Origin of the sequence: Mycolicibacterium gadium, from assembly GCF_010728925.1 — a bacterium.
Lineage (GTDB): Bacteria > Actinomycetota > Actinomycetes > Mycobacteriales > Mycobacteriaceae > Mycobacterium > Mycobacterium gadium.
On record NZ_AP022608.1, the window covers coordinates 849,933 to 862,155 of the forward strand.

The window sequence follows — 12,223 nt, forward strand, 5'->3', positions numbered from 1 at the left end:
ATGGGTACGACGCCACAGGAAGGTAGGTATGACGAGCACGCGAACCGATACAGCAGTCGCGGATTGCGAATCTCCCAGCGCGCTGATCAGCCCTGGGCGCCGCAACATCATCTTTGTTGCGGTGCTGCTCGGCATGTTGATGGCGGCCCTGGATCAGACCATCGTCGCCACCGCGCTGCCGACCGTCGTCGCTGACCTCGGGGGAGCGGGCCACCAGTCCTGGGTGGTGACCAGTTACCTATTGGCCTCCACGATCGTCACCGCGGTCGTCGGAAAACTCGGTGATCTGTTCGGCCGCAAGGCCGTCTTCCAGGTGGCGGTCCTGTTCTTCCTCGCCGGATCGGTCCTGTGTGGGCTCGCGGGCTCGATGACGATGCTCGTCGCGTCGCGTGCACTGCAGGGCATTGGTGGTGGCGCGATGATGGTCACGGCGATGGCCGTCATCGGCGAAGTCATCCCGTTGCGCGAGCGAGGTCGCTACCAGGGCGCCCTCGGCGCCGTGTTCGGAGTCACCACCGTCATCGGGCCGCTACTCGGCGGATTCTTCACCGATCACCTCACTTGGCGATGGGCGTTCTGGATCAATGTTCCGATCGCGGTTCTCGTGATCGTGGTCGGAACCCTGGCCATCCCGTCGTTGGCCAAGGCCGGCAGGGCGGTCATCGACTATGCGGGCATCCTGTTCATCGGTGTGGCCGCGTCCGGACTGACGCTGGCCACCAGCTGGGGCGGCAGCACCTACGCCTGGTCGTCTCCGATGATCATCGGCCTCTTCGTCGGTTCCGCTCTGGCACTGGCAGTCTTTGTGTGGGTGGAATCCCATGTCGCAGAGCCGATTCTGCCGATCCGACTGTTCGCCAGCCCGGTGTTCACGGTGTGCTGCATTCTCGGCTTCATCGTCGGATTCGCGATGCTTGGTGCACTGACATTCCTGCCCACCTTCATGCAATTCGTCAACGGCGTCTCGGCTACCGAATCTGGTTTGCGCACCCTGCCGATGGTGGCGGGGATGCTCATCACGTCCATCGGAAGCGGGCAGATCATCGGCCGCACCGGCAGGTACAAGGTGTTCCCCGTCGTCGGCACCGCCACCATGGCGGTGGGGTTCGTGATGCTGTCACAGATGGGGGCCGCCACGCCGCTGTGGCAGCAGTCGGTGTCGCTGTTCATCCTGGGGGCAGGAATCGGCCTGTGTATGCAGGTACTGATTCTCGTCGTCCAGAACACCTCCAGCTTCGCCGACCTCGGCGTGGCGACGTCCGGCGTCACGTTCTTCCGGACGATCGGAAGCTCTTTCGGCGCAGCGATCTTCGGTTCGCTGTTCGCCAACTTCCTTGCCGGCCTCATCCCGGCTGCGCTGGTGGCCAGCGGGGCGCCCGCCGAGGCCGCGGATTCCCCGCAGGCATTGCACGTGCTATCGCCGGAGATGGCCGCACCGATCGTCGATGCGTATGCGGACTCGCTGGGCACCGTGTTCCTCTGCGGGGTACCCGTCGCAGTTGTCGGCTTCGTGGTGTCGCTCTTCCTCAAAGAGGTGCGGCTACGCGAAATCGAAACCGTGTCGGCGGGCGACCTCGGTGAGGGCTTCGGGATGCCGAGCACCGAGTCGCCCGAGAAGATCCTCGAAGTGGCCATCGGACGGATCTTCCGCGACTCACCCGAGATTCGGCTACGCAGTCTCGCCCAACTCCCCGAGTGCAACCTCGACGTCACCCAGATGTGGGCGTTGCTACAGATCTATCGGCAGAACCAGGTGTTCGGTACGGCCACGCTGACCGACATCGCCGAGCGCCTGCGGGTGCCCCACGAGGTCATCGAGCCCACCTTCGACGGGCTGATCCGCGACGGACTGGTACTGGGAGGCGGAGGCAAGCTCTGGCTCACCCAGGCCGGAATGAAGCAGGTCGACGCGATATCCAGCCTCATCGTAAGGCGCATCGTCGACAAATTGGCCATGTCATCCTCGTTCGAAGGACGGCCCGACGGCGATCAGGTCGAGGCCGCGCTCGAACGAATCGTGCATCGCATGCTCGTGCAGCGGAACTGGACGGAGGACCGCGGCGAACTGGTCGGGGCCCCGGACGCGCAAGCTCGGTAGTGCATCCTCCGCTGATCAGCTGCGTCGCAGCGCTACCGCGGTGACGTCGTCACCATCGAGCATCTCGTCCGCATTCGCACACAGATAGTCGACGACCGCCTGCGGGCCCGTCCCGTTTCCATCGGCGCACTGCGAGATCGCGTCCTCGAGTCCCTCTATCGAACCTCCCCACAGGTCGAGCACTCCGTCACTGACGAGCAGGATGGTGTCCCCCGGGGCAAGGCGGTCGGAGAGTTCCTGCCAGTGGTCGTCCAATCCCATGGGCATGTCGTCGGACGCCAGGCGTTCGATCCGGCCGGACTGGGTGCGGATGACAAAGTGCAACCCGTGACCTGCGTCGGCGAACAAGAATTCGCCAGAGTCCATGTCGACCCGGACATAGGACAATGTGACGAACGCGCTGATCCGGCGCAGATCGTCCTCGAGGATGCCCGCTGCACCGTTGACCACAGTCGATGGGGTCGCCGCGGGATTGTTGGAGCGCAGCGCCGTGCGGGTCGCCGCGGCGAGCATCCCCGCGTCCATGCCCTTGCCCATGACGTCGCCGAGGCTCAGCACGATGGAGGGTTGATGCACGCGCACGTCGTAGAAGTCGCCACCGACCTGTCGGGCCGGGCTGGTGAACGTGCCGAAGGTCCAACCCGGCGTTGCGGGCAAGGCGCCCGGTACCAGTGCACGTTGCACCTCGACGGCCCGGTTCATCTCCGCCAGCTCCAGCTGACGTAACCGCTCCGATTCGGTGACGTCGTGGAAGTGCAGGACGAACTCGGTCCCTTCGGGCTTCTCGCCGATGACGGCGACGCTCACCTGCAGACTGCGCCCGTCGGCCAGCTGCAAGGTCAGCCGTGCGTTGTCGTCGTCAGCGAGAGAACCGGCGGCGGCCGAAAGCGCGGCCATGGCATCCGAACCCATCAGCAGGTCAAGGTTCGTGGTTCCGTCCCGCAGCCCGGGCAGTAGGTCACGTGCCGAGGGGTTGGCGCGCTCGACAATCCACTGGGTGGACGCACGGAATACCAGCAGTTTCCCGGCCACCGAGGAGTTGAAGCTCTTGCGGAACAACTCCTCGCTCTCGTAGAGCTCGGCTCGCGCTGCCTGCGAGGTCTGGAGCTCGTCGACGATGCGCCGCCGCATATCGTCTACATCCTGTGCGATCCCCCGGATATCGCTGGGACCCTCGACTGGGATCGTCGCGGCGAAATCACCCTTGGCGATCCGCCGGCATGCCGCCGCGACGCCGGCCACTGGCCGGGTGACCGCACCGCGCACCAGAAGGGTCAGCGCCAGCGCGGTGCCCACCAGCGCGACCAACACAATGATCAGCACCTGGTTCAGCCATGACTCAAACTGCTGCAACTGGGCGCGGGCGTCGTCTCTCGCCGAAATGAGGTTTTCATTTTGTTTGTCGAACAGGGCGCGCAGATTATCGAACTGGGCCTTGCCGCGGTCGGCCTCCGTGGTGCTGAGCGGGTAGGGCTCACCGGGTGACACGCGTGCGATCAACGGTTCGGCGTAGCTGGTGCGCCATTGCTCGGCCGCCGTTTCGATCGCGTCCAGATCGGCAAGCAGGTCGTCGTTACCCGTCAAGCGTTCGCGCACCCGAGCGGCGGCGGCCTGCTCGGCCTGCTGACCCTCGACGTACGGCTCGAGAAATCGGCGGTCTCCGGTGATGACGTAGCCGCGCACACCGGTCTCCTGGTCACGCAGTCCCGCTTGCATCTGAAAGGCCGTGGCACGCGCGGGCGATGTCATGTCCACCAGCTGGCGAACAGCAGCGTCGGTGCGGTATTGCAGCACCGCGATGGACGCCGAACCGCAGAGGACGACCACACCCATCACGCACAACACGACCATCAACCACCCCTGTACGGTCAGGCGCGAGTACCTGCCCCGCCGACGCGAGTTCGCAGCGTCGGCATCAGCGGAGGTGGAGGCGCTCACCGCGCGCGGCTCACCCTGCACGGCGTAATGCCACTGCGGTGACGTCGTCGCCGTCGAGTAACTCGCCGGCATTCGCGCACAGGTAGTCGACGACCTCCTGTGGGCCCGTCCCAGTCCCGTTGGCGCACTGCGTGATTGCGTTCTCGAGTCCGTCCAGCGAACCTCCCCACAGGTCGAGCACTCCGTCACTGACGAGCAGGATCATGTCCCCCGGGGCAAGGCGGCCGGAGAGTTCCCGCCACTGGTCGCCCAATCCGACGGGCATGTCGTCGGACGACAGCCTTTCGACCCGGCCGGATTTGGTCCGGAGGACATAGTGCAAGCCGTGACCGGCGTCAGCGAACCGGAAGTCACCGGAGTCGATGTCGACCTGAACGTAGGCAAGCGTGACGAATGCGCTGATGCGACGCAGATCTCCTTCGAGAATGCCAGCCGCACGTGTGACGACCGCCGACGGAGTCATACCTGGATCGTTGGACCGTAGCGCGGTGCGGGTCGCGGCGGCGAGCATTCCCGCGTCCATGCCCTTACCCATGACATCGCCGAGGCTGAGCACGATGGACGGTTGATGCACGCGCACGTCGTAGAAATCGCCACCGATCTGTTTGGCCGGGCTGGTTGACGTGCCGAACGTCCAGCCCGGGGTCTCGGGGAGTTTGCCAGGTAGCAGCGCTCGTTGAACTTCGGCGGCCCGGTTCATTTCCTCCAGTTCGAGCTGACGTAACCGCTCCGATTCGGTGACGTCGTGGAAGTGCACGACGAACTGGGTCCCTTTAGGCGTCTCGCCGATCACGGCGATACTCACATCGAGGCTGCGGCCGTCGTCGAGCTGCACGGTAATGCGGGCGCTGTCGTCGACGAGGGAATCGGTGGCTTGCGAAAGCTTGTCAACGGCATCGCGACCCATCAATGTGTCAAGGCTCCTGATTCCACCCTGTAGCCCGGGCAACAGAGCCCGTGCCGAAGGATTGGCTCGCTCGACAATCCATTGATCGTCCGTACGGACGCCCATCAGCTTGCCGGCGACCGACGAGTTGAAGCTCTTGCGGAACAACTCCTCGCTCTCGTGGAGCCGCGATGACATCTCCCGCTCGGATCCCACCAGAAGGGACAGCGTGAGCAAGACCGCGACTATCGATAACTGATAGGCCTGTAGTAAGGCAACTCCCGTCGGCCCACCCAGCTGATCGAATGCGAATGGGCCCAAGCCGTTCACGCTGCCGTGCGATGCAATACTCGCAACTCCGATGAGGACGAGGGACAGCTGCAGGGTCGACAGTCGAAGCGCCGCGGCCACCAAGGACGGAAAGGTCAGAAACGCCAACGGCAGTAGCGTGTCGTCGAATATGAACACACCGGTGGCGGTTCCCAGCGTCCAGATGACGTGTCCCACTGTTTCGGCGTAGCCTGCCCGTTGTATCCGGTAAGTCGGCGCCATGAGCAGCGGAGTGAGAAGCGCCATTCCCGCAACATGCTTGAGCACACCGGTCTGGAGCGTTTCCACGGCCCCGGCCGGATACCCGAGCAGATAAAAGGCGGCGGAGGCCAGTACGCCGTAGAGCGTCGCCGACACCAGCGCGATCGCCAGAAACCTGGCCAGATCGCTCGGAGTGAACAGTTTCGGTCGGCGGTCCTGGCGACCGCGAAGGAGTAGCGTACCGACAATCATCTCGACGGCTAGGGCCGCTATCAACGCGGCAGCGAGGGGTGTAGGCCGTCCCAACCACACTAAGATCGGCAACGATACGGCCGCAACTGCCAACGCAAGCATCCAGGTGTACCGTCGCCGAAAACAGATGCCCAGGCCCAGAGCTATGCCCGAGGCCGGCGACCATGGCGGCGTCAACAGGCCCGACGGTTGGAGCTTCAGGGTGATCGCCGTCGCCACGGCCAAAGCGAGCAGCATGACGATGATGAATACGGCGTCGGGAATCTGCCACCTGGCAATGCGGAAACGCGGTGTGTCCGAGCCATGACCAGCGTGCGATAAGCGCGGGCTCGACGTGACCTGGTCAGCCAATTCAGCCGTGCCCGTCACTGGAAGCCGCGCATACTCATTCGGAACGACGCCGAGTCAGCGTCCAGTGATTGCCCTTCTGGTCGCGCCAGTAGGACAGCTCGTCGAGTACGCGATGTGCGAGTGCCAGTCCGCGGCCGCTTTCGGCGGCCTCGTCGGCCATGGTTATCCGGGCCAGGTCTACCTCGGCAGGATGGCCATCGTCGGTGAAGCTGACGGCCACGCTTTCCGGCCGCACGTCCACCACCATGCGCAAGCGCACCGGCCGCCCGTCACCTGAGTACGCGATGATGTTCGTACCGATCTCACTGACCGCGAGTTCGATGCACATCTTGGTGTGCTCGGAAACTTCTTCTTCCGCCCATGCCGACTCGAGTGTTTCCTGGATCACCGCCAGCGTGTCGGGACCGGTCATGACGTCAATCGCGTGCTCGCTCATTCGAAAGCGCTGTCCGCCGACGCATAGGATCGCAAGACCCGGTCGAGGTTGCTCAGCTCCAGCACGGTGCACACCTGCTGGGTGGGGGCCGCGATACGCAGGTCGCCACCCGCGTTCCGCGCAATCTTCAGGGCCGCGATCAACGCGCCCAAACCGGACGAATCAATGAATTCCGTGGCGCTGAGATCGACGACGATTCGACTGACGCCACCATCAACGATGTCGTTCAGCTGTTTTCGTAGCGCGGGTGCGGCCACCATGTTCAGCCTTCCGGTCGGCCGAACCACGACGACACCGGACTCCGTTGTCCGAGTGGAAAAGTCGCTCATCTCGTCCTCCTCCTTCGTCGTCGCCGCCGTGGTGCCACCCCTGGGAACCAGAACCGACGGCTAGACAAAGCCCTCGTGTAGCTTGCCATGCGCGCTCGGTATTGGGATCAAAGCGCGAAAACACACCGGCGTGACGTCAGATTCGTGGCATCGCGGTGTGGAGATTGCGCTCTTCGCCCCAGAAGGGTCCCGGCGATTTACGCTGAGTCTTGTGGGGGACGCAACGCCGTCAAACGGGTGGCAAGCTGCGACGGGGCTGTCTGATGCTGAAAAGCGAGAACTCAAAGAAGGGTTGATAGCGACTGTTGTCGGCGTCGGCGTGGACGACGCTGCATCGCATTTGTTGATTCAACAGCTTTCGGGCAACCCCGACGCGCTGGAACCCATCATTCAGCCCTCGTTGAGCGACCCGGCGCGCCTCGCCGCTCTGCACAGCACGGGCCTGCTGGACACGCCTGAGAGCGGCGCCCTCGATACCGTCGCGTTGTTGACGGCAGAAGCGCTGGCAACGCCTTTCGCTGCGGTGTCGCTGCTCGACGACAGCAGGGAACTGATCATCGGGCGCAACGCCGTTCACGGTGACGGCGAAAGGGTGCGCCCCGCCAAACTGTCGATCGGCAAGTTCACCGTGGTCAGCGGCATCCCGTTCATTGTCGACGACGCCACCGTGCACCCCCTGTTGGCAAACCATCCGCTCGTGCTCAGCGGTGAAGTCGGGGCGTACGCGGGTGTTCCGATTTTCAGTGACGACGACGACGCGATCGGTTCGCTCTTCAGTTGGGATACCCGGCCGCTCAACTGGTCGGGCGGTCAGATCCTCGTCCTGCAGGACATGGCCGACCTTGCGGGCGCAAAAATATTCCACCGACCGATATGACGAAATCGCCAACAATCCTGGCGGCGCCCGACGAACACACCGATCGGCAGCGCCTCGGTGTGCGCGAGACGAACAAGGCACTCGCCGGTTTGGTTCGTATCGGTCGAATCGGCACGGTGGTCGCCGTCGTCATCGACATCGTGTCTGCGTCGGCGGCGGTCGGTATCGGTTTGTGGTGGTCGTCGATGTCGGAGCAACTTCCGCCGGCATCGTGGATGGTCACCTTGTTCGTGCCCTTTGTCGTATTCCTGTTCGCGGTGCAGAAGCTGTACCGACATAAGCTCGGCCGGCACTTCATCGACGAGTTCGGGCCGATCCAGACCAACGTCGCACTTGCCGCTGTTTTCGTGCTCGGCATCATGACGCTCACCCAGACGGGTACTGGTGCCGGGGCCTTGGTCTCCAAGATGTGGGTCTGCGCCGCCGTCCTGATGCCGATACCGCACTTTTTCCACTCGCTCATTCGGAAGCGTCTGAGGAAGAACAACCATTTCATGGCGCCCGCCCTCATCATCGGCAGCGGGGAAGTCGCGAGCCGAATCGTTGAACGTCTGCGGTCTTTCCCCGAGTACGGCCTGACGCCGGTCGGCCTTCTCGATGCCGAAGGTTCGGCAGCGAGATTCGATGCGAATCCGGATGTCCCGTTTCTCGGCACCCCCGAGTCGATTGGCCCAGCGATAGAGCAGACCGGGGCAGAGGCCGTTCTGATCGCCTTCTCGCAGGTCCGCGACGAGTCTCTGACCCGCGTCGTTCGGGTTGCTCACCGTTACAAAGCGCGGGTGTGGGTGGTGCCCCGCATGTTCGACGCGGTCGCCGAGCGCGCCACGGTCGACCATCTCGGGGGCCTTCCGCTGATGTCCCTGCCGAGCGCCGACCCGCACGGCTGGCAGTTCGACGCCAAGCACATGATCGATCGCGTCGCGGCTGCCCTGGGGCTGCTCGCAATCTCCCCCTTGCTCATCACGCTGGCCCTGTTGGTTCGGCTCAGCTCACCGGGACCGATCTTCTTCAAGCAGGACCGGATCGGACGCGACGGACGGATTTTCCAATGCCTCAAGTTCCGCACCATGCGGCCGGAAACAGCTTCAGACGCAGAGTTCGAACTGAAGTCGAGTTCGGCCCCTGGCGGTGTCGAAGGTGTGGACAGACGAACCGGTATCGGCAAGATCATGCGGTCGACGTCGCTGGATGAGCTGCCGCAATTGATCAATGTCCTCAAGGGGGAGATGAGCCTCGTCGGTCCGCGTCCAGAACGACCGCAATTCGTCGAGTTCTTCGAAATACAGATTCACCGTTACGGCGAACGCCACCGCGTCAAGGCCGGCATCACCGGCTGGGCACAGGTGCACGGGCTGCGCGGGCAAACCTCGATCGCGGACCGGGTCGAATGGGACAACTACTACATCGAGAACTGGTCGCTCGCGCTTGACTTCAAGATTCTCCTGTTGACGGTGGCGGCGGTCTTGCGTGGTGCGGAATAGGCGGAAAACTAGAACGTGTTCCAATTCGGGACGGTTCCGGCGTACGATGCCGTCATGAGCCGAATTGGACCTTTCGCCGACGACGACGCCGCAGCCTGGGTGGTGAAGTCACCCGATATCGGTGTCGCGATGGCCGGATTCACCAACGCGGTCTACAACAAGAACCGCCTCCCGATGCGCGTTCGCGAGTTGGCGCGGATGGTCATCGCGCTCGACAACGAATGCGTGGTGTGCCAGAACACCCGCGACTCCGAAGGCATCGCCGCTGGGGTCGACGAGGACCTCTACGACCATGCCGCCGAGTGGCGGACGTGGCCCGGCTACAGCTCGCAGGAGCGGATCGCCGCCGAGTTCGCCGAGCGCTTCGCCGGCGACCACACCGGATTGCGTGACGACGAGGATTTCTGGGCGCGCGCAAGCGAGCACTTCTCCGACGAGCTGCTCACCGACCTAGCGCTGTCGTGTGCGATGTGGCTCGGCATGGGCCGAATGCTGCGCACGCTGGACATCGGCCAAACCTGCAAGATCACGCTGTAGCCGAGGCGACACCGCGCACAATGGCGTAATGACGTCGCGCGCCGCAAAACCTCTCGCCGCAGCCGCCATCGCCCAACTCGAGACCGACGGTGTCGCCACGTTGATCGGCACCGTCGTGAACCCGGCGGGCCTCACACACGCCAAGACCGTTCCGCTGCGCCGGATGGGGGCGTTCGCCGATCCCGGACTCGGTGCCAGCCCCGTCTTTCACGTTTTCGCCATCGACCAGACCGGAATCGTGTTCGGCGACGCCATCGGGGTGGTGGGCGATCAGCGCATCCGGATCGACCTCGGCGCGTTGCGCATCCTCGGCGACGGGTTGTGTTGGGCGCCCGGCGGTTTCTTCAACCAGGACGGTTCACCGGATCCCTATTGCAGCCGTGGCACCCTGAGCCGGGTTTCCGACCGAATCGCCGAGGCCGGCATCGACACGGTGGTCGGACACGAGATGGAGTTCGTCCTCGTCGGACCCGACGGCAGCGAGCTTCCGTCGCACCTGTGGGCGCAATACGGGCTTGCCGGTGTGCTCGAGTTCGAGGGTTTCGTCCGCGACGTCACCGACGCCGCGACGAACTCCGGTGTCACGATCGAACAGTTCCACCCCGAGTACGGCAGGAATCAGTTCGAGATCTCCTTGTCACCACAGCCGCCGGTCGCCGCGGCCGACGCGCTGGTGCTGACGCGCATCATCATCGGCCGGGTCGCCCGGAAGTACGGGCTCCGGGTCAGTCTCTCGCCGGTACCCTTCGCGGGAAGCGTCGGATCTGGCTCCCACCAACACTTCTCGATGAAGCGGGGCGATGTGCCGCTGTTCTCCGGCGGTTCGGGCGCTGCCGGGATGACGCCGGAGGGGGAGAGCGCGGTCGCCGGATTGCTGGCCGGTCTGCCCGAAGCGCAGGGCATCCTGTGCGGCTCGGTGCTGTCCGGATTGCGTATGCAGCCCGGCCACTGGTCGGGTGCGCACGTCTGCTGGGGAACCGAGAACCGCGAGGCGGCAGTCCGTTACCTCATCGGCGGGCCGAGCAACCCGCAGGGGGCCAATGTGGAGGTCAAGATCATCGACCCGTCGGCCAACCCTTACCTGGCCACCGCCGCGATGCTCGGTCTCGCGTTCGACGGCATCGAGCGAAAGCTCACGGCGCCGCCCGAGGTCACCGTCGACCCCGACTCGTTGACCGACGCCGAACGCGACAAGGCCGGAATCCGACTGCTGGCGCGCGATCAGGCGGAGGCGATCGACGTTCTCGACCAATCCGGCTTGCTGCGAGGGATTCTCGGTGACGAGCCGGTGGACGCCGTGGTCGCGGTGCGACGCTACGAGCAGCAGAACTACGGCGACCTGACGCCCGAAGAACTGGCGGAGAAGTTCCGCCTGGCCTGGAGTGTGTGAGCGCGTGTGACCAGAATGGCCGAGCACATCGACGGCGTGTCGCTGATCGACCACCACGTGCATGGCTGCCGGTTGGCGCCGGTGGACCGCCGCCGGTTCGAGGACAGTCTCAACGAGGCCAACATCGAACCGTTGGCCGACTTCGATTCCGCGTTCGACACCCAACTCGGGTTCGCGGTTCGTGCCCATTGCGCACCGCTGCTCGGGCTGCCGCGCCACGTCGACGCCGATTCGTACTGGCGGGCCCGTCTCGAACGCTCCGAAGCCGATCTCGCCCGGCTGTTCCTGTCATCGGCCAGGGTGTCCGACTGGCTGGTGGACACCGGATTCGCCACCGGGGTCGCCGATCTGGCGGAGCTCGACGACCTGTCGGTGGGCCGGGTGCATGAGATTGTCCGGCTGGAATCGGTGGCCGAACAGGCGGTTCGGGCACCAGGCGACTATGCGTCGGTATTTGCCGAGATCCTGGATGAGCGGGCGGCGACCGCGGTGGCGACCAAGTCGATTCTGGCGTACCGCGGCGGGTTCGCCGGTGACCTCTCGGAGCCTCCCGCCGCCGAGGTCGCAACGGCGGCCCAGCGATGGCGCGACAGTGGAGAGGCGCGCCTGACCGACCGCGTTCTGCTGCGGTTCGGCTTGTATCAGGCGCTGCGACTGGGGAAACCTATTCAATTTCACGTCGGCTTCGGTGATCGGGACTGCGACCTGCGCACGACGAATCCGCTCTATCTCCTGGATTTCCTGCGATGCAGCGGTGATGTGCCGATCGTGCTGTTGCATTGCTACCCCTACGAACGCGAGGCGGGCTATCTGGCGCAGGCGTTCAACAACGTCAATCTCGACGGTGGGCTGGCCATCAACTTTCTCGGCGCGCGGTCGTCGGCGTTCATCGGCAGGTTGGTGGAGATGGCGCCGTTTCGCAAAATTCTCTATTCGTCCGACGGATTCGGTCCCGCGGAGTTGCACTACCTCGGAGCGCGTTTGTGGCGCAATGGAATCCGCGATGTGTTCCAGGGTTTCGTCGACGCCGGCGAATGGAGTGAGTCCGACGCTGTGCGCGTCGTGGACCTGATTGCCCGAGGTAATGCCGAGCGCGTCTACGCGCTAGGCTGACTCG

The 12,223-nt window shown here is 64.4% G+C and carries 10 protein-coding genes; 6 read left to right on the forward strand and 4 right to left on the reverse strand.

All coding sequences use genetic code 11. The annotated features are described in order from the left end of the window. Positions 1 to 28 precede the first annotated feature (28 nt). Positions 29 to 2,098, forward strand: coding sequence for an MDR family MFS transporter (locus G6N36_RS04095; RefSeq protein WP_163685176.1), 2,070 nt, complete (start codon positions 29 to 31; stop codon positions 2,096 to 2,098). Positions 2,099 to 2,113: 15 nt separating this feature from the next. Here G6N36_RS04095 and G6N36_RS04100 read toward each other — a convergent pair whose 3' ends face one another. The 4 genes from G6N36_RS04100 to G6N36_RS04115 all read right to left on the reverse strand — a co-directional run bounded on the left by G6N36_RS04100 (position 2,114) and on the right by G6N36_RS04115 (position 6,821). Beyond that, a complete protein-coding gene (locus G6N36_RS04100; RefSeq protein WP_163685177.1) occupies positions 2,114 to 4,108 on the reverse strand; it encodes a CHASE3 domain-containing protein in 1,995 nt (664 codons plus the stop codon). Further along, positions 4,047 to 5,942, reverse strand: a complete 1,896-nt coding sequence (locus tag G6N36_RS04105) for a SpoIIE family protein phosphatase (protein WP_163685179.1) — start codon at positions 5,940 to 5,942, stop codon at positions 4,047 to 4,049. The genes G6N36_RS04100 and G6N36_RS04105 overlap by 62 nt, the downstream gene beginning before the upstream one ends. 148 nt (positions 5,943 to 6,090) lie before the next feature. Continuing rightward, on the reverse strand, positions 6,091 to 6,492 hold the full coding sequence (locus G6N36_RS04110) for an ATP-binding protein (RefSeq protein ID WP_163685181.1): 402 nt from the start codon (positions 6,490 to 6,492) through the stop codon (positions 6,091 to 6,093). Beyond that, entirely contained in the window at positions 6,489 to 6,821 is a 333-nt protein-coding gene (locus tag G6N36_RS04115; protein WP_163685183.1) for an STAS domain-containing protein, read from the reverse strand. The genes G6N36_RS04110 and G6N36_RS04115 overlap by 4 nt, the downstream gene beginning before the upstream one ends. A 157-nt stretch (positions 6,822 to 6,978) precedes the next feature. Between G6N36_RS04115 and G6N36_RS04120 the strand changes: the two genes are divergently transcribed. The 5 genes from G6N36_RS04120 to G6N36_RS04140 are packed head-to-tail and all read left to right on the forward strand — an operon-like array spanning position 6,979 to position 12,219. Then, positions 6,979 to 7,698, forward strand: coding sequence for a GAF domain-containing protein (locus G6N36_RS04120; RefSeq protein WP_235689966.1), 720 nt, complete (start codon positions 6,979 to 6,981; stop codon positions 7,696 to 7,698). Then, positions 7,695 to 9,179 (forward strand): sugar transferase, encoded by a 1,485-nt coding sequence (locus G6N36_RS04125; RefSeq protein ID WP_163685185.1) that lies wholly within the window; start codon positions 7,695 to 7,697, stop codon positions 9,177 to 9,179. The genes G6N36_RS04120 and G6N36_RS04125 overlap by 4 nt, the downstream gene beginning before the upstream one ends. Before the next feature lie 54 nt (positions 9,180 to 9,233). After that, complete coding sequence (locus G6N36_RS04130; protein ID WP_163685187.1) at positions 9,234 to 9,716, forward strand: carboxymuconolactone decarboxylase family protein; 483 nt, start codon at positions 9,234 to 9,236, stop codon at positions 9,714 to 9,716. 28 nt (positions 9,717 to 9,744) lie between these two features. Then, on the forward strand, positions 9,745 to 11,106 hold the full coding sequence (locus G6N36_RS04135; RefSeq protein ID WP_163685189.1) for a type I glutamate--ammonia ligase: 1,362 nt from the start codon (positions 9,745 to 9,747) through the stop codon (positions 11,104 to 11,106). 15 nt (positions 11,107 to 11,121) lie between these two features. Next, on the forward strand, positions 11,122 to 12,219 hold the full coding sequence (locus G6N36_RS04140) for an amidohydrolase family protein (protein ID WP_163690389.1): 1,098 nt from the start codon (positions 11,122 to 11,124) through the stop codon (positions 12,217 to 12,219). Positions 12,220 to 12,223 lie beyond the last annotated feature (4 nt).